Below are 19,042 nucleotides of genomic sequence, written 5' to 3' on the forward strand. Positions count from 1 at the left end.
CGTTTATATTTTGAGATGGCTGTGGGCTGTGAATCGCTTTATATTTTTTGTTATATGTTTAATTATTTTTTTACTCCCCCTACCCCTTGGCAGTTACCGCCCATGGGCAATATTAGCTATAGGCGTGCTGATTAGCTTTACGTTTTTATTGCATTTATTTAATAGTGCTATTAAAAATAAACAACTGCTTTATCCTCCTTTATACTCTTGGCCTATATTTATTGCTCTTGGCGTTGTTGTTTTAGTTTGCACAATACAGCTATTTAGTATAAGTGTTGATCCGTTTCAAACTCAGCAAATGTTAATTAAAACCTGGTTTATGCTATTATTTTGCTGGTTAATTTTTATTTACTGTAACCACTCCCTACGAATTAAAAAACTAGTTTACACTGTTATTTTTGCTGGGGTTTTTCAGGCCTTATATGCAAGTTATTTAAGCTTATCACCCGATATTATTAGCCCATTATTTAGTTATAAACATACCGATCGTGCTATTGGTACTTTTACTTATTCTAACTTTTTAGCCAACTATTTAGCGCTGTGCTTATGCTTAGGCATAGGTGTGTTGATCAGTGAGTTAAAACGCTCTGCTAACGACAATACACAATCACTCGCACAAACATTACGTGACTGGGCTGGTATATTATTAAGCTCTAAAATTGTATTACGCGTATCATTAATTATTATTATTGTTGCCTTAATATTAACTCGCAGCCGCATGGGTAACTCGGCATTTTTTATCGCTTTAATGGTTATGAGCTTATTGGCTTTATTTATTTACAGACAAAAGCCCAAAGCGTTTAAACACCTTATTATTAGCTTTTTTATTATCGATTTAATTATTATTGGTGCAATATTTGACGTTGAAAAAGTAAAACAGCGTATTAGCGAAACCAGTATACACTCAGAAACGCGTGACGAAGTGGTAAGCGACTCTATACCACTTATATTAGATAAACCATTGCTGGGATCAGGTGGGGGTACTTTTTACACTGCTTTCCCTGCGTATCAATCAGAGCCCTTTTCTGGCTACTACGATAATGCGCATAACGATTATATACAATTTGCTGTGGAGCTAGGTATACCGGCAACATTAGCACTTGGTTTGCTGATACTTTATTGTTTATGGCTCTGTATTGCGACCATGCGCCAACGCAAAACCGCACTTTATCAAGGAGTAGCATTTGGCTGTGCAGTAGCTATTATTACTATGCTACTGCATTCTTTAGTCGACTATTCGCTGCAAGCAGGCGCTAATTCAATGCTGTTAATGGCTATTTTATGCTTAGCTATTTTAACTAATAAATTACCTGCGCCTAAAACTATAAAAAAAAGACGTAATCAAGCCGACTAGTGCTGTGCTAAATCAAACTCTGTTAAGTGACCGTCGCCATGAATAAGCTGATAGCGGGCCAAATTACCTTGCTCTAGCGTTATTAAGCTAATAGCTGAATCGCTCACTAAATACTTTTGCCCATCGCCTTTGGTTTGGTGTTTATCAACCTCCATATGCCAACGTTTAGTAAAGAAATTCAGCGGACTTTTCGGGCTATATAAAATTGAATCGAGTTTATCGAGTATATTTATTAATTTACGCGGAAATTCATTTTTTATACCACTGGCAGTCAGCTGCCACACTCTATTAGGATGATCGCCAAAACGTTTTTGCACCGAAAAACAAAAGGAGTAATGTACATCACCAGATAAAATTAGCGTTTCGTTTGGGGTATCGTCTCTTCTAAAAGTATCGAGCAATTTTCTTGCCGAGCCTTCGTGAGCCATCCAGTTCTCTACGTCTACCGTGAGCGGTTGGCCGCACATATTAAATAGCGCTTGAATAGCTTCAATCGATTTAACGCCAAATACTGGCGCGGGCGATACAATAATAACTTGATCATGGCTCAATAAGCTCTGCTCAAGATCAGTAAGTCGCTCCCAATCAAGTAGACCAGAGGGCTCATTAAAATTTTGCTCATTACGCCAACGATGTGTGCGAGTGTCGAGCACCACCACTTTAGGAACCGTTGTCAGTTCATAATGCCAATGACTAAATTCTGTTAGTGTTTTATCAAATGTTTTAAATTGCCAAATATTACTACTCGCTAAGCTGTGCTTAAACGCAGCGATTAATGTGCCCGTTTTAGTGAGTGCATCATTTCCCATCCCTTGAAACAACCAGTAACTAATTAAACCATTGCTTACAATACGTTTACTCACTGGGTTTTGACTAATCGCTTGCTCCCATCCAGCTGTCAGGTTCCAGTCATCGGTTACATCATGATCGTCAAATATCATTAATGTAGATACATTGGCAAACAACCGCTCTACATCACTCAATCCTTTTGTATAATCAATCAGTGCTGATTTTTCGGCGTTAAAAATAGTCTTGTTTTGCTCGTTTTGACCTGCATACGTTATGCTTTGTATATCTACACATTGCCAAGCTGCAGCACTAAAATTTAATAAATAAAGTGCTATATATTCTTCAAAGTGAATAAGGTGATTGTGGGCTTTTACACTTGAAAAGTGAGGTTCATCTTTTTTCAGCCAGTAACTAACACCTAACTTTGAGCGTTTTTGCCAAGGTGTTTTTGGTAAGAACAAATGGCGATTATAAAGCTGCTCATTTATATCGTTCGGTAGCTCAACTGTAAGTGGTTGCTCTTTATAAATACCTAAGGCTTCAATTAACTGATGAATGGCTAATAACATAGGTCCTGCTACGTCATCGGCATAAACCTGATCACCGCTCAGTAATAGCAATTGTGCACCTTGGTTGTTATTACCGCGCTGAGTGTTTTGCCAATGACTTGCACAGACTAAACTGTCTTTTGCGGGATGATGTGCATTACGACATGATCCGTGCAAAATATCACTGAGTTTATTGGGAATTACAAATGCAGGTGTTGCTTGATTGCTATAGCACCAAGGCGATAAATCAATTGGAGTATCGTCAACTATAAGTTCGTAGCTTAATAAGCTGTCAGTAGGAAACTTATGATTTATTGGCTTTATAATGACGAAATGCAGATATAAGTGCTCGCCGAGAGAAACGCTGTGCTGATCGCTGTAACATTCATAATTTAACAGTTCAATGCGACAGTTTACAGGCTTAGAGGTAGCAAACTGAATGCATACACTGGTTTGCTCTGCACGGCGCACCATAGGCCCCATTAATAAAATAGGAAGTTGCGCCGTGTGAGTTTTCATGTATTTAGCCTTTGGCTGCTAATTTAAATAAAGAGTAAAAGTTCTCTGTAGTCGCTTTTGCCAGCTCGTTAAAGCTAATTCCCTTTAATTCACTAATGTAATAAGCCACATCTTCTACATATGCTGGCTGATTAGTTTTTCCGCGATACGGTACTGGTGCTAAATATGGAGAGTCGGTTTCTATTAACAAGCGATCGAGCGGTATTTGTTTTACCACTTCTTTTAACTCTACGGCATTTTTGAAGGTAACAATGCCCGAAATCGAAATATAAAAGCCCATATCAATGGCTTTTTTAGCCATATCCCAATCTTCAGTAAAACAATGTAGTACACCACCACAATTTTCGGCGTTATGCTGTTTCATTAAATTAATGGTATCGCTACGAGCGTCACGAGTATGAATAATTAATGGCTTTTGTAGTTGATTTGCTACTTCTATATGACCTACAAAGCTTGCCTGTTGTACGGCATGCGTGTCTTTTGCGTAGTAGTAATCAAGTCCTGTTTCACCAATGGCGACGACTTTATCGTGCGACGCTAAATCGATTAATTGTTGCTTATTAAGCGCATCTTTTTGATCAAGTGGATGTACGCCACACGAAGCTGACACATCATCATAATGCTTAATTTTATCAAGCATATTCGGGAATTGATCAAGTGTTACGCTTACACATAAAAAGTGTTCAACCTTTTTTGCACGCGCTTTATCAAGCACTTGGTCAAGGTTTAAATCGAGCTTATCAAAATCAAGGCGGTCTAAATGGCAATGAGAATCTACAATCATGGTACTACTTACATGGTATAAGTTGGATTACCGGAGTTTAACATAGTCCCCAGTAGTTTTTCGATCTTGGCGTTTAGGTTTGTTTTATCATCTAAAAAACTAATACCTATGCCAGGCGGGTTAGAGCTTTGCGCTCCTTGTGGTGTGATCCACGACACTTTCCCGGTCACAACGTCATCCTCTAACGCATCTGGAAGGGTAACTCGTAAAGCGAGTGAATGCCCTACTTCGTAACGCATATTAGTGCGTACAAATAAGCCGCCTTTTTTTAAATAAGGCATATAACAGCAATATAATTCATCTAAATCGTCTATATCTACTAATAGCTCTTGCATGCTCAGTCCTTTAATTATTTCGCAGTACGGACGCTAATCTCGATACTGCTAGCGGTAAATTTAGCCCGAGTATTTTGGTATTATTTTGTAAAAACTCGTTTAGAGCATGTTGCACATTTTGATAAGCGTCAAAGCTCATGCCTTGCATAAGCTGTTGTTTTAATTGCTCGCTTAAAAACAACGTAAATATACGAATAAGCTCAGGCTGTTTATTTATTATTGCTATTAACTCAGTAAAATTATGACTTTGTTTAAACTCAGTTGCAAATTTATAAAGTGTATTTATATTTTTTAGCTGATTTTGCTCTTGCCAGTATTTAACTTGCAGTGGTTGGCTGTAAAACAGCGGCAACCAGGTGTAATTAGTTATTTCTAGCGATTCTAACCATTGCTGAGCAAGTGCTAAGTTTGTTACTTTTACATCCGTTTTTGCACAGCGACTTAAAACAGTGGCTGGCAATTGTGTAGTTTGACTGGTTGTGAGAATTAAAAACCGGCTTTGACTTGGCTCTTCTAGCGTTTTTAATAACGCATTTGCAGCAGCGGTAGTCATTTTTTCGCAGTTTTCGATAATAGCGACTTTATTACCATTTTGCGCTGCCGAATGATGCATAAAATCACTAATACCACGTATATCGTCTACGCCAATACTCTGCCCATCAACTTGCGTTAAGCGCTTATCAGGGTGAGTACCTGCCTTTATTAATAAACAACTTTTACACTGTCCACAAGCCGATAATACACTTTTTTTTGCCGCAACTTGCTCGGCTATATTGTTGCACAACAATGCATTTGCTAACTGGTTTGCAAAAGCAAACTTGCCAACACCAATAGGACCACTAAACAACTGCGCATGATGAAAGCGCTGTGCTTTAAAACTTTGTGTTAAGCGTTGCTCTATATCGTGTAGCCAAGGCAGTCTCATATTATTTTTGCTCTGCAAAAAATGTGCGTAATACATTCGTTATATCACGATGTACGTGCTCAATGCTTTGGTTTGCGTCAACAGTTTTAATGGAGTTGTCGTCATTAGCAAGTTCTAAGTAACGCATCCGTGTACGCTGAAAAAACTCAATCGCTTCTTGTTCTATTCTATCTAATTCGCCTCGACCTTTAGCGCGTTCAAGGCCAATAACCGGATCAATATCCAAGTAAATGGTTAAATCGGGTTTTAGCCCTTTTAATACCATGGAAGAAAGTGATGCAAGTGTATTAGCACTAATACCACGCCCACCACCCTGATACGCCTGCGATGACAAGTCGTGACGATCGGCAAGTACCCATTGCCCTTGCTCAAGTGCTGGGTTAATAACATTATGCATTAGCTGCGAGCGTGCAGCGTACATAATTAATAATTCAGTTTCGAACGCTATTTCTTCGTCATGTTGTGCTTTTACTAATGTACGTAACGACTCAGCAAGCGGAGTACCGCCGGGTTCACGCACATTAATAAAATCAATTTTTTTGCTGTTTAAAAACGACTGGCACAAAGCAATAGCGGTAGATTTACCGGCCCCTTCTAACCCTTCGATTACTATAAATTTAGGTTTCATAAAAAATTAGTTCTTTTTGTTTAATATATACGTTTTAACTGCCGCATTGTGTTGCTTCAATGTGGTTGAAAATTGATGACTGCCATCACCTTTTGAAACAAAGTAAACATACTCAGTTGTGGGTGGATTAACCGCGGCTAAAATAGCTGCCTTTGATGGCATGGCAATGGGTGTTGGCGGCAGGCCATTAATACGATAGGTGTTATAGGGCGTGTAGTTACGCAAGTCTTTGCGTTTAATATCGCCGTCAAAGCTCTCCCCAATGCCGTAAATTACGGTTGGATCTGTTTGTAGACGCATATTAGTATTTAGTCTGTTTACAAATGCAGAGGCGATTAATGGCCGCTCACTGGCAAGGCCCGTTTCTTTTTCAATAATGGAGGCCATTATCAGTGCTTCGTACGCTGTTTTATAGGGTAAATTTTGTGCACGCTGCTGCCAAGCAGTATCAAGGGTTTGCTGCATTTTTTGGGCGGCGCGTTTTAGCACACTGCTAATTGTGTCGTTATTATGATAGTGATAGGTTTCGGGAAATAACCAGCCTTCTAAGTGCATATCACTGCCAAGTATTTGCTGACTTAGTTGCTGCTCTTTTAAATCATTTTTTAAGTTATTGGCATTTTTAATAGCGGCTAATACTTCGCGCAGCGCTTGGCCATCAATAATTGTAAAACTAAAGCTAACTTGTTGGCCATTATTTATTTTTTTTATATTGCTAATAACACTATCACTATTAAGTGCGTAAAGCCCCGTTTTTAAATCTGTGAGTGTTGGGTCTAGTTTAGCAAGTAATTGGTAACGCCAGCAGTTTTCTACCCAGTTATTGGCTTGCCATTGCTTACATAACTGATTAAAGCCAGTACCTTTTTTCACTTCAAATTGGGTGTTATTCGCTACTTTTAATGGGCTATGGAGCGTTGCTTGTAATTGCTGATAACCAAAAACACTGGTAATTATAGCTAATAATAATACCGATAAAGTAACTTTTAACACTTAGCCTCCTTGGCTAATAATTTATTTAATAATAACTGGCTATGCACAATATCAAAGCTACGCTGCTCAAGACGATTAATAGGCACTACGCCCATTAAGCTATTACAGATAAAAACCGCATCTGCTTCAAGCAAGTCTGCAATACTTACGCACTTAAAATCAACGGCTAATTTATCACATAATGATTGTAGATAAACCCCCTTTATCCCGCACTCATTAAGGCTTGGGGTAAATAATTTATTTTGCTTAATAGCAATAATATTTGCTGCAGAGGCTTCTATCACATTGTTGTTATAATCAAGTACAAGCACATCATCACAAGGTTGCGTTTGCAGCGCTTTTTTTATTAATACTTGTTCAAGGCGGTTTAGTGTTTTGAGCCCTGCAAGCAAGGGTTGTGCGGCTAGTTTAATGGGGCTGATGTTAAGGCTTATACCCTCATTTACCAGTCTGCTGTAATTTTGAGGATACTCTAAAACACTCAATAACACGGTTACATTACAGGTTTGCGGCAAACCATAACCGCGCCCTCCTGCGCCTCGCGTTATTACAATTTTAAGCACACACAACGTATGCTCCGCTATACTTTTAGCTATGTGAGCTTCAAGTTCAGCAATATCTACTAATGGAAAACCAAGTCGTGCAGCACATTCAATTAAACGTGCTTTATGATGTGACCAATGCTCTACTTGCCCATTTACTACTTTTGCAGTTGTAAAAAAGCCATCACCATAATTTAAGCCTCGATCGTACGCGCTTATAGTGCTGTTTTTAACTGTTGTAATAATAGTTTGTGTGTTTTTTTGTGTTTTTTGCATATAAAAAAAGCCCAGTTAAACAACTGAGCTCTTATAGTCTGGTCTGTTGTTAAAAAAGATTATACCTTTTTAAACAGTAACGAGCCATTAGTACCACCAAAGCCAAACGAGTTACATAGTGCAAACTCTAATTTTGCATCTCGGGCAGTGTGCGGTACATAGTCTAAATCGCACCCTTCATCTGGGTTATCAAGATTAATTGTTGGGGTAACTTTTTGATCGGTTAACGACAATATTGAAATAATCGACTCAACCGAACCAGCAGCACCTAATAAGTGACCCATCATAGATTTAGATGAACTCACCATTACGTCTTTTGCTGCACTGCCAAAAACACTTTTAACGGCCGAGGTTTCTGCTTTGTCGCCTGCATGAGTCGATGTACCATGTGCGTTAATGTAACCAATTTGGTCCGCATTTACTTGCGCATCGTTTAGCGCATTTTCCATCGCTAATGCTGCGCCTGCACCATCTTCTGGTGGTGAAGTCATATGAAATGCATCACCACTCATACCAAAACCAACTAGTTCTGCGTAAATTTTTGCACCACGTGCTTTTGCGTGTTCGTATTCTTCAACAACCACAACACCCGCACCATCTGATAATACAAAACCATCGCGGTCTTTATCCCAAGGACGCGAAGCCGCTTGTGGATCATCGTTGCGTGTTGAAAGTGCACGAGCAGCATTAAAGCCCCCCATACCAATTGGTGTACAGGCTTTTTCAGCACCGCCAGCTACCATAGCATCTGCATCGCCATACGCTATCATACGAGCAGCATGGCCAATATTATGCAAACCCGTAGTACAGGCTGTAACAATAGAAATATTAGGGCCACGTAGTCCATTCATTATTGATAAATGACCAGAAATCATATTAATAATGGTAGAAGGTACATAAAATGGGGATAACTTACGCGGTCCACTATTAAGTAGTTTTATATGGTTTTCTTCAATAAGCGTTAAACCACCAATACCTGAACCCACTGCTACGCCAATACGCGTCGCGTTTTGTTCAGTTACTTCAAGGCCTGAATCTTTAAATGCTTGGATCCCCGCGGCAATGCCGTATTGAATAAATAAATCCATTTTTTTAGCATCTTTTGCTGGCATATAAGCCGATGCATCAAAATCATTGATTAGACCCGCGAAATGCGTACCAAATTTTGATGTATCAAAGTGTGTGATAGTTTGAATACCACTTTTGCCATCTAATAAGCCCTGCCAGGTTGATTGCACATCATTACCTAGCGGCGTCAACATTCCTAAGCCAGTTACGACAACTCGACGTTTAGCCACGGTTTGCCTCCAATAAGGTGTTTTATAAGGGGATAATAATACCCAAGCAACTTCAAAGTACTCGTCTCAAATTAGATTTAAAACGCATAATACCAATAAAATCAGTGTAAATTAGATTGATGTTTAGCTTTGCTTTGAATCATATACTTTGAAGTGGTTTGGATATAGAGATTAAGGGCAGCGAATGCTGCCCTTAATATGCGATTAATTACTCAGCGTGAGCTGTAACGTAATCGATAGCAGATTGTACTGTAGTGATTTTTTCAGCTTCTTCATCAGGGATCTCAGTATCAAACTCTTCTTCAAGAGCCATTACTAATTCAACTGTATCAAGAGAATCTGCACCTAAGTCATCTACGAAAGAAGATTCATTCTTCACTTCTTCTTCTTTAACACCTAGTTGTTCGATGATAATTTTCTTTACGCGTTCTTGGATATCGCTCATTCTTCTTTCCTTTATTAAAAACGCCAATGCGTTATTTTCAGATTGCGGCGTAGTTTACGTCGCATAATTCTCTGATTCAATCTTTTGACCATAAATAATTGTCTGGTCAAACCTCTTGAGTGTACGTTTCGTCTTTTATCGCTTATTTTAACCACGATTTTAAGTATGTTTAAAGCAAGATTGCCAATAATTCAATCTTTTTTGGCAATTTAATTACTTATATTTAATTACTTTCTTTGCACATAGGCTATTAAACCATGTACATCGCACCATTTACATGCAAAGTTTCACCCGATACATACGCAGCCGCATCTGACGCTAGGTAACATACAGCAGCAGCAATTTCATCTGGTTGCCCTAAACGCCCTGCTGGTACATTTGCCAGTGTGGCTGCTTTTTGCTCATCCGTAAGACCATCAGTCATATCGGTTTGAATAAAACCAGGCGCAACTACGTTTACCGTAATACCACGCGACGCTACTTCGCGTGCCAGTGACTTAGAAAAGCCAATAACACCGGCTTTAGCCGCTGCATAGTTAGCTTGCCCAGCATTACCCATAGTGCCCACTACTGAGCCAATATTGATAATACGACCGTTCTTTTTCTTCATCATTGGGCGTAATACTGCCTTAGATAAACGGAATATAGAACTTAAGTTAGTGTCGATAATATCATCCCACTCACTTTCTTTCATGCGCATTAATAAATTATCGCGAGTGATGCCGGCATTATTTACCAATACGTCAACATCGCCAAAATCAGCTTTAATCGCCGCCAATGTCGCCTCAATAGATGCAGGATCAGTTACGTTTAACGCATAGCCTTTACCGCTTTCACCTAAATACTCGCTAATTTTAGCAGCGCCCGACTCACTGGTTGCCGTACCCGCTACTTTTGCGCCTTGGGCAACTAAAGTAGTTGCAATGGCTTTACCAATACCACGGCTAGCGCCCGTGATCAGGACAACTTTGCCCGCTAATGAAAATAAATTAGTCATATTTTATACTCTTATTTTGCAGCATCAATTGAGGCACAGTCGTTAACTGAACCACAGATCATTGCTTTATCAATTCGTTTTGCAAGGCCAGTTAATACTTTGCCTGGGCCAAATTCGTAGCTTTGCGTTATACCTTGTGCAACTAATGCTTGTACTGTTTCAGTCCAGCGTACTGGGCTGTATAACTGGCGTACTAATGCGTCTTTAATTGCATCAGCTGACGTTTCAGCTTTTACATCAACATTATTAATAACAGCGCATTTAGGCGCGTTAAATGTTAACGCAGCTAAATCAATAGCTAGCTTTTCAGCGGCCGGCTTCATTAGCTCACAATGCGATGGTACGCTAACAGCAAGTGGCAATGCACGTTTTGCACCTGCATCTTTACACGCTTGAGAAGCGCGATCTACAGCCGCTTTATGGCCTGCAATAACAACTTGCCCAGGAGAATTATAATTTACCGGAGAAACCACTTCACCCTGCGCTGCAGCGGCGCAAGCCGCTTTGGTTTCATCGTCGCCTAAGCCAATAATAGCAGCCATTGAACCCACACCTGCAGGTACGGCTTCTTGCATATATAAACCACGGTTTTCTACTAACTTTACCGCTTCACTCAAGCTTATTACTTCGCTACATACTAATGCTGAGTACTCACCTAAGCTGTGTCCAGCCATAACAACATCTGCATCTGGGTTTGCTGCTAACCAGTCACGGTAAATAGCAACACTGGCTGTTAATAATGCAGGTTGAGTGCGGTGAGTTTGATTTAGCTTTTCTTCTGGGCCATTAAGAACCAGTTCTGCTAGGTCATATCCTAACGCCGCTGACGCTTCGCTAAAAGTTGCTTTAACAATGTCTGAGCTTTGGAGTAACTCAGTTAACATGCCAACACTTTGTGAGCCTTGACCTGGAAATAGAATTGCAATTTGTTGTGCCATATTTTGCTCTTTTTAATTAAACAAATAAATAATGTTATAAACACGGCAACTCAATTACTACTCGTTCACCGTGTCTTTAGAATGTATTTTTTCAAAAATTGCGGCTATTTTGTCAGGAAGTTGGCGTTCAACCTCCTTTACCGCTTCATCAATTGCTGCTTGAAATGCTTTAGCTGAGGCATTTCCATGGCTTTTAACCACAATACCGCGCAATCCTACCAGACTTGCACCGTTATACTGGTCGGGGTTCACCCTTTTATAGAGTTTTTTTATTATAGGGCTCAGCATAAACGCCATGCATTTGTATACGAGGTGCTTTTCAAGCGCGGCGGTAAACTTATTCATTATAAGTTTTGCAATCCCTTCACAGGTTTTAAGCGCCACATTACCCACAAAGCCTTCGCATACAATAACATCGGCTTTTCCGGTAAATATATCGCTACCTTCACTGTAACCAATATAGTTGATTAAAGGGCTTTGCTGCATTAATTGTGCAGCTTGCTTAATATCTTCATGGCCTTTGATATCTTCAGAGCCAATATTTAATAAACTTACTTTGGGATTATCGCAGCCAAGTGCTTGTCCTGCGACTACCGACCCCATAATGCCAAATTGATATAAGGTTTGCGCATCGCAATGTACGTTAGCACCCAGATCGAGTAAATAAACAGGGTTTTTTCGCTCTGTAGGTACCGCAGAAATAAGTGCTGGACGTTTTACACCAGGAAGCATTTTTAACACGTAATGTGCCATAAAGAATAACGCGCCAGTATTACCTGAACTTACGCATGCTTGAGCCTCGCCCGATTTAACTAAGTTAAGGGCAACGCGCATAGATGAATCTTTTTTGGAGCGTACAGCAACACCGGGCTTACATGCATTTGTAACAACTTCGCTACAGTGGCGAATAATAAGTCGAGGGTGTGCTAGTGAATCGAGTGATTCGAGTTGTTTTGATATGACTTGCTCATTACCGCATAAAATTAGCGTTAAATTAGCATGAGCATTTACCGCGTTAACGGCAGCGGGGATAGATGAACGGGGGCCGTAATCGCCCCCCATCATATCTAACGCTATGGTTAGATTATTCAGCATAAAGAAATCTCTTATTTAGAAATTACTTGAACGCCTTTGTAGTAACCATCTGCAGTCACATGGTGGCGACGATGAGTCTCACCAGATGTTTGATCTACAGTTAAGCTTGGACCACTAATCGCATCGTGTGAACGGCGCATGCCGCGTCTTGCACGAGACTTTTTGCTTTTTTGTACAGCCATAGTCTTCTCCTAAGAATCTTTCTTAAGTTGTTTCAAAATATCAAATGGATTAGGTTTCTCATCTTCCGCCTTTAAAACACCAAAGCTGGCAGGCTTTGCTGAATAACTGCATGAAGCTTCGTTGTGGGTAGAGACTAATGGAACTGCTAAAATTAATTCGTCTTCAATTAAATTAAAAACGTTAATTTCACCATTTTCATCAAGCGCTACTTCATCGTAGTCTTCTGGAAAAATGTCTGATTCTGTTTCATCACCAACTGGTGAATAAACAAAATCTTGCACCAAATCCAACCCTAAATCACCATTACAACGTTGACAAGTGACAGTTACGTGTGTGGACAAATTGCCTCTAATCACAACAAAACCTTGGTCGTCGTTTTTGCAATGAATTTTTACCGCTATTTCACCTACTTCTTCCTGCACAACTTCTCGTAAACGAGTTAGTTTCTCAAGCGGTACAATGCCGTCATACTTTAAACGGTGTTGCGCTGCTTTGCCTGGATGAAGAGTGATGGGAATTTTCACCTTTTGCATAGGGGCTGCATCATATAGATAGTTAGTTGGTTAGTCAAAGTAAAAAACCATATTTACGTGGTTTTTCACGTGTTTTACTCACGGATCTGATTTATCCTAACTCAATCTGATTTTGGTTAGGAAAACAATCTATGAAGTACCCACTTATATTAGCCTCAAGCTCACCCTTTAGGCAGTCTTTATTACAAAAATTCAATCTGCCATTCGATACATTTTCACCGAATGTTGACGAGTCAGCATTAAACAATGAAACCCCTGCACAACTAGTTAAGCGTTTAAGTGAATTAAAAGCCCGCGCAGCTAGTAAACACTTTAGTAAAGGCTTAGTGATTGGCTCAGATCAGGTTGCTGTATTTAATGAGCAAATTTTAGGTAAACCTCATAATAAACACAATGCCGTAAAGCAGTTATCCCTTTTTAGCGGCCATAGTGTAACATTTTTAACTGGCCTGTGCGTTTACGATCTTACATCTGGGGAGAGTAAAACCTGCATTGAACCATTTAATGTTACTTTCAAAACACTCACTGATGCGCAAATAAGTGCTTATTGCGATGCTGAGCAGCCCTATAATTGCGCAGGCAGTTTTAAAAGTGAAGGCCTAGGAATTTGTTTATTTGAAAAATTAACTGGAGACGATCCCAACAGTTTAATTGGTTTACCACTGATCAAACTCAGCCAATTATTAGCTGAGTTTGGCCTTGATGTGCTAAGTGCGCAATCAAATACCCCCCTTAGTTAATGCTCAGGCAGCAATAACTGTTGCAACTGCTGATAACTATCAACAGTTGCAATCGGGTTAAACTCGCTAAGTTGCTTTGCGTTATGTACACCCATAGTGACACCTATGCTATCCATACCCGCGGCTTGCGCCATTGCCATATCAATTTTTGTATCGCCAATCATAACCGCTTCATCGGCGCTTATGCCAAGCTCTGCTAATAATTGAAACAACATATCCGGCGATGGCTTAGAGCTTGCGTCATCACTACTACGCGTTGCACTAAAATAATGCCCTAACTCACTTTGATGTAATAAACGATCGAGTCCTGCGCGCCCTTTACCTGTTGCCACGGCTAAAATAATGCCACCGTGCTGTAGTGCTAATAGCACTTTTTCTACATCGGCAAATAATGGTGTAGCCGTAGTATCTGTTTGGTAATGCTGCTTATATCCACTAATTAACGCTTGGTGCTGCGCTCTATGCAGCGGAAATAATACCGCAATGGCTTTATCAAGCGACAAACCTATAATGCTTTTTGTTGCTTCATTGCTTGGCGGTTCTATATTTAACGCAACGGCACTGCTGCGAATACAATTAACTATTTTAGTTATTGAATCCATTACTGTGCCGTCCCAATCAAAAATAACCAGCTTGTACTTTTTGAGCGAACTGACTGCTATCACGTTTTATTAGCACGCAATTTAACTAAGCAATTAGCCAGTGCTTTATCAAGCGGTGCTTCTACGCGCATGGTTGTTTCGTTTTTAGGATGATAAAAAGTTAAGTCATGAGCATGTAAAAACAAACGATTTAACCCAGTTTTACGCATCGAATTATCAAACTCTTCATCGCCATATTTATCATCACACGCAATGGGATGCCCTTTGCATTGTGTATGCACACGTATTTGGTGAGTACGCCCGGTAACCGGTGACGCCTGCACTAACGAGCACTCGTTAAAGCGCTCAAGCACTTTAAAGCGGGTATGTGAGGGTTTACCTTCAGTGTTATCTACACGCACTACGCGCTCCCCAGACTTAAGCGTATTTTTACGCAGCCCTTCGGTAACATTTTTAGTTTTAGAGTCCCATTGGCCATCAACTAGCGCCCAATAGTTTTTTTCCATGGTTTTTTCACGTAACTGCTCATGTAAAGCAGTCAGTACTGAACGGCGCTTAGCAATTAATAAACACCCCGACGTATCGCGATCTAGTCTATGCACAAGCTCTAAACTGCGCTCTTCTGGGCGTAATACTCGCAGCGCTTCAATTAAACCATAACTTAAGCCACTACCACCATGTACCGCCATACCCGACGGTTTATTAATAACAATCAGGTATTTATCTTCAAATATAATATCATTTTCAAGGCGTGTTACTTTATCAAGTTTTGAAGGCACAAACTCTTCTCGTTCTGCCACCCTAATTGGCGCAATACGAAGAACATCTTCTAGCTGCAGTTTATATACCGGCTTAATGCGTTTTTTATTAACGCGCACCTCACCTTTACGCAAAAGTTTATAAATTGCGCTTTTAGGCACCCCTTTTAAATGGGTAATAAGAAAGTTATCAATTCGTTGACCTAAATGGTCTTCGTTGATCGTGACATAAGTTACTTGTAAGTCGTTTTTTTCTGACATTGCCTAATCACTAATTTAAGAAAAATAATTTAGTTGCTAACACAGTTATAATAGTGGGATAATCAGCAGCGCAAATATTTAGTATTTGCAAATAACAACGGTGCTTTTTAACGCAGTAATACATTCGTGATGCACATTCTGGGTAATTGATCATACAGATCCGAGTTAAGTTTTCCAAAGCTTTTATACATACCCAGTCAACACGTGCGATCAATTAGCGGCAATGCGCGTAATATATTGCCAGTTAAGTTTGAACATGAATTGATTTTTAATGCGATTGAAAAAGCAATGAACAGATAATTTGTCTGATAGTGACGACGTAAAAACGTCGTTCAGCACTTGCTCAATTGTAGTACCGTACAGCAGCTTATTTAGAACTAAAAAAATCTAATAAATAAGTCGTCATTAACATTGGCAGCGATTTTTGCTCACAAAAATGGATTTTAGTAGTACATCACATTGTATTACTCACTTACTTAACGAGCCCTATGCGCCTAAATATGAACGGCATTTAATAAGATTAGTATGACAGGTCAACTTCTGGGTAAAACGTGTAACGTAGCTGAAAAGCCGACAGTTTTAGCCCTGCTATGAATTTAATAGTAATAAATACACTATTGTTTGCCTGCATTTAAAAATACTGCGTACGCAAAAAACAGAGCCGTTCCATTAAAGACCCAGTCGTGAGGCTGCACATTCTAAAAATAGGAATAACTGAACAGACGTGAAAACAGCGTCATGTCAGCGACACAAACTAGTAGAGTAACAATATGAAACGTATGCTAATCAATGCAACGCAGCAAGAAGAAATGCGCGTAGCACTGGTTGACGGCCAGCGCCTATATGATTTAGATATAGAAAGCCCAGGTCACGAACAGAAAAAAGCCAATATTTATAAAGGCAAAATCACTCGCATTGAACCATCTCTTGAAGCAGCATTTGTTGAATACGGTGCTGATCGTCATGGTTTCCTTCCTTTAAAAGAAATTGCCCGTACTTACTTCCCAGCTGGGTATACTTTCCATGGCCGTCCGAATATTCGTGACGTGATCAAAGAAGGTCAAGAAGTTATAGTACAAGTTGATAAAGAAGAGCGTGGCCAAAAAGGCGCAGCTCTTACTACCTTTATCAGCGTTGCCGGTAGCTACTTAGTTTTAATGCCTAATAATCCTCGTGCTGGCGGTATATCTCGTCGCATTGAAGGTGATGAGCGTACTGAACTAAAAGAGTCACTTAGTCGTTTAGAACTTCCTAAAGGTATGGGCTTAATTGTTCGTACTGCTGGTGTTGGCAAATCGTTTGAAGAATTAAACTACGATTTAAAAGCCTTACTTGTTCATTGGGAAGCAATTGGTGTTGCAGCCGACAGTGCTAAAGCGCCGTTTTTAATACACCAAGAAAGCAATGTAATATTTCGTGCAATTCGCGACTATTTACGTCGTGATATTGGCGAAATATTAATTGATAAACCACGTGTTTTTGAAGAAGCTAAAGCGCATATTGAACGTTTTCGCCCTGACTTTATGAGCCGTGTTAAGCTTTATCAAGGTGATACGCCATTATTTACGCATTACCAAATTGAAAGCCAAATTGAGTCTGCGTTCCAGCGTGAAGTACGCTTGCCTTCAGGTGGTTCAATTGTAATTGATCCTACAGAAGCATTAACCTCTATCGATATTAACTCGTCTAAAGCAACAAAAGGCGGCGATATTGAAGAAACAGCACTTAATACTAACTTAGAAGCAGCAGATGAAATTGCACGTCAATTACGTCTTCGCGACTTAGGTGGCTTAATTGTTATCGATTTTATCGATATGACACCACCACGCCATCAGCGTGAAGTAGAAAACCGTCTAAAAGACGCTGTTCGTCCTGATCGTGCTCGTGTGCAAATTGGTAAAATTTCACGTTTTGGTTTACTCGAAATGTCGCGTCAGCGTCTGCGCCCTTCATTAGGTGAAGCAAGCCAAGGCCCATGTCCACGTTGTAGTGGTCAAGGTACGATTCGTTCTAACGAATCAATTGCACTGTCTATTTTGCGTTTAATTGAAGAAGAAGCAATTAAAGACAACACTGCACAAGTTAATGCTCAAGTGCCTGTTGCTGTTGCCGCTTATTTATTAAATGAACAGCGCCGTAGTGTTCATCGCATGGAAAAACAACATAAGTGCGACATAGTGATCATTCCTAATCAACACATGGAAACACCACACTACGAAGTAATGCGCTTACGTAAAGACGAAACGATTGAAACAGTAAGCTATGGACAAATTGTTGCTCCAGAGCCTGAAGCATTTGAAATGTCTAAGTCGCCTGTAGCACCAGTACGTGAAGAGCCAATGTTAAAAGGCGTTGTAATGCCTGCAACACCAGCTCCACAAGCGGCTCCTGCTAACGTTGTTGCCCCTGCTGAAACTAAAGCGCAAAGCGGTTTACTGGATGCAATTGGTAAGTGGTTTAAATCTTTATTCGCCAGCGAAACCGTTGAAGTGAAAAAAGAAGAAACACAAAAACAGCAACAAGAAACTCGCGATAATACGCGTAATAACGATAATCGTCGCCGTAATAACAACAATCAGCGTCGCCGTAATAACCCTCGTTCTAAGCCACGCACTGAGCGTACTGCGGATGAAGAGGTTAAAACTAACTCTGTATCAACACCTGAAGCAGCAACGCAAACTAACGAGAACCAAGAGAGAGGCGAGAATCGCAATAAGCGTCGTCGCAATCCTAATTCACGTAAGCGCCCAGAGCCACGCACTGAAGATAAAGATGCAGTAAAAGTTGATGCACCTGCAAAAGCAGAAGCTGAAACTAAGCCAGTTCAAGCCGAAGAGCCAAAGGATCAAAAACCAAAGGTTCGTCGCCAGCGTCGTAATTTGCGTAAAAAAGTACGCCTGCAAGATGAAAATGCTGAGCAGGTACAAACAACAGATGAAACACCTGTACAAGCTACAGAAAAAGAAACACCAGTAGCCCAAGAGCAAGCACCTGTTGTAGAAAAGCAAACTCAAACAGCGGCAGAAAAAACAGCTCATATTAAAGAAGAAAAAGTTGAAGATGTTGATTCTAACGATGAAACACCTACAACCGAAGACGAGCAAGAGCAAACTCGTACACGTTCACGTCGCTCACCTCGTCATCTTCGTGCATCAGGTCAGCGTCGTCGTCGCCCTGAAGGTGAAGGCAATGAAGCTAAGTCAGATGAAGCACCGGCATTTGTTCCTGTTGCCGACCAAGCTGCTGCAGAGTATGAAGCAGAGCTTAAAGCTAAATCTGCAGCTACACCTGCGGATGCAGCGCAACAAGTTGAACAAGCCGTTGCGGTTGAAGACTTAGCCAAAGTTGAAGCTGTAGAAGAGCCAGTACAAACTGAAGAGCCAGCTAAGGTTGAAACGCCAGTAGCAGCTGAAGAGCCAGCTAAGGTTGAAACTCAAGTAGCAGCTGAAGAGCCAGCTAAAGTTGAAACGCCAGTAGCAGCTGAAGAGCCAGCTAAAGT

Annotated in this window: 19 protein-coding genes; 3 read left to right on the forward strand and 16 right to left on the reverse strand. The window is 40.3% G+C overall.

The annotated features are described in order from the left end of the window. The first annotated feature begins 28 nt into the window (after positions 1-28). On the forward strand, positions 29-1,354 hold the full coding sequence (locus H5058_RS14855) for an O-antigen ligase family protein (RefSeq protein ID WP_182678851.1): 1,326 nt from the start codon (positions 29-31) through the stop codon (positions 1,352-1,354). Here the strand turns inward: H5058_RS14855 and H5058_RS14860 are convergent. The 14 genes from H5058_RS14860 to yceD form a co-directional block, all read right to left on the reverse strand. Beyond that, positions 1,351-3,210, reverse strand: coding sequence for an alkaline phosphatase D family protein (locus tag H5058_RS14860; RefSeq protein ID WP_182678853.1), 1,860 nt, complete (start codon positions 3,208-3,210; stop codon positions 1,351-1,353). The two genes, H5058_RS14855 and H5058_RS14860, sit on opposite strands and share 4 nt — an antisense overlap. 4 nt (positions 3,211-3,214) lie before the next feature. Further along, entirely contained in the window at positions 3,215-3,994 is a 780-nt protein-coding gene (locus H5058_RS14865) for a TatD family hydrolase (protein ID WP_011328476.1), read from the reverse strand. A gap of 8 nt (positions 3,995-4,002) precedes the next feature. Continuing rightward, a complete protein-coding gene (locus tag H5058_RS14870; protein WP_011328477.1) occupies positions 4,003-4,329 on the reverse strand; it encodes a PilZ domain-containing protein in 327 nt (108 codons plus the stop codon). A gap of 10 nt (positions 4,330-4,339) precedes the next feature. After that, positions 4,340-5,254: an AAA family ATPase gene (locus H5058_RS14875; protein WP_182678855.1), complete on the reverse strand. Its 915-nt coding sequence runs from the start codon at positions 5,252-5,254 to the stop codon at positions 4,340-4,342. Position 5,255: 1 nt separating this feature from the next. Then, positions 5,256-5,882 (reverse strand): dTMP kinase, encoded by a 627-nt coding sequence (tmk, locus tag H5058_RS14880; protein WP_011328479.1) that lies wholly within the window; start codon positions 5,880-5,882, stop codon positions 5,256-5,258. 6 nt (positions 5,883-5,888) lie between these two features. After that, a complete protein-coding gene (gene mltG / locus H5058_RS14885) occupies positions 5,889-6,875 on the reverse strand; it encodes an endolytic transglycosylase MltG (protein WP_182678856.1) in 987 nt (328 codons plus the stop codon). Further along, entirely contained in the window at positions 6,869-7,693 is an 825-nt protein-coding gene (pabC, locus tag H5058_RS14890) for an aminodeoxychorismate lyase (RefSeq protein WP_182678859.1), read from the reverse strand. Before pabC ends, mltG begins: the two co-directional genes overlap by 7 nt. A 59-nt stretch (positions 7,694-7,752) precedes the next feature. Continuing rightward, positions 7,753-8,991 (reverse strand): beta-ketoacyl-ACP synthase II, encoded by a 1,239-nt coding sequence (gene fabF / locus H5058_RS14895; protein ID WP_011328482.1) that lies wholly within the window; start codon positions 8,989-8,991, stop codon positions 7,753-7,755. A 208-nt stretch (positions 8,992-9,199) separates the two neighbouring features. Beyond that, positions 9,200-9,436: an acyl carrier protein gene (acpP, locus tag H5058_RS14900; RefSeq protein WP_006792304.1), complete on the reverse strand. Its 237-nt coding sequence runs from the start codon at positions 9,434-9,436 to the stop codon at positions 9,200-9,202. A 250-nt stretch (positions 9,437-9,686) separates the two neighbouring features. Then, positions 9,687-10,433: a 3-oxoacyl-ACP reductase FabG gene (fabG, locus tag H5058_RS14905; protein ID WP_011328483.1), complete on the reverse strand. Its 747-nt coding sequence runs from the start codon at positions 10,431-10,433 to the stop codon at positions 9,687-9,689. An 11-nt stretch (positions 10,434-10,444) separates the two neighbouring features. After that, positions 10,445-11,371, reverse strand: coding sequence for an ACP S-malonyltransferase (fabD, locus tag H5058_RS14910; protein ID WP_011328484.1), 927 nt, complete (start codon positions 11,369-11,371; stop codon positions 10,445-10,447). 57 nt (positions 11,372-11,428) lie between these two features. Continuing rightward, positions 11,429-12,466 (reverse strand): phosphate acyltransferase PlsX, encoded by a 1,038-nt coding sequence (gene plsX / locus H5058_RS14915; RefSeq protein ID WP_011328485.1) that lies wholly within the window; start codon positions 12,464-12,466, stop codon positions 11,429-11,431. 11 nt (positions 12,467-12,477) lie between these two features. Then, entirely contained in the window at positions 12,478-12,648 is a 171-nt protein-coding gene (rpmF, locus tag H5058_RS14920; RefSeq protein ID WP_011328486.1) for a 50S ribosomal protein L32, read from the reverse strand. 9 nt (positions 12,649-12,657) lie between these two features. Continuing rightward, positions 12,658-13,182 carry a 23S rRNA accumulation protein YceD gene (gene yceD / locus H5058_RS14925; protein ID WP_011328487.1) on the reverse strand — a complete coding sequence of 175 codons (525 nt, stop codon included), beginning with the start codon at positions 13,180-13,182 and terminating at the stop codon, positions 12,658-12,660. A gap of 131 nt (positions 13,183-13,313) precedes the next feature. Between yceD and H5058_RS14930 the strand changes: the two genes are divergently transcribed. Continuing rightward, entirely contained in the window at positions 13,314-13,922 is a 609-nt protein-coding gene (locus tag H5058_RS14930) for a nucleoside triphosphate pyrophosphatase (protein ID WP_058373622.1), read from the forward strand. Here the strand turns inward: H5058_RS14930 and H5058_RS14935 are convergent. Continuing rightward, positions 13,919-14,587, reverse strand: coding sequence for an HAD-IA family hydrolase (locus H5058_RS14935; RefSeq protein WP_306287914.1), 669 nt, complete (start codon positions 14,585-14,587; stop codon positions 13,919-13,921). The two genes, H5058_RS14930 and H5058_RS14935, sit on opposite strands and share 4 nt — an antisense overlap. After that, positions 14,584-15,543, reverse strand: coding sequence for a 23S rRNA pseudouridine(955/2504/2580) synthase RluC (gene rluC / locus H5058_RS14940; protein ID WP_011328490.1), 960 nt, complete (start codon positions 15,541-15,543; stop codon positions 14,584-14,586). Before rluC ends, H5058_RS14935 begins: the two co-directional genes overlap by 4 nt. 770 nt (positions 15,544-16,313) lie before the next feature. Here rluC and rne point away from each other — a divergent pair. Beyond that, the coding region (gene rne / locus H5058_RS14945) for a ribonuclease E (RefSeq protein WP_182678860.1) at positions 16,314-19,042 on the forward strand (2,729 nt) is incomplete at its 3' end.

Origin of the sequence: Pseudoalteromonas sp. SR45-4 (genome assembly GCF_014163535.1) — a bacterium.
GTDB lineage: Bacteria > Pseudomonadota > Gammaproteobacteria > Enterobacterales > Alteromonadaceae > Pseudoalteromonas > Pseudoalteromonas nigrifaciens.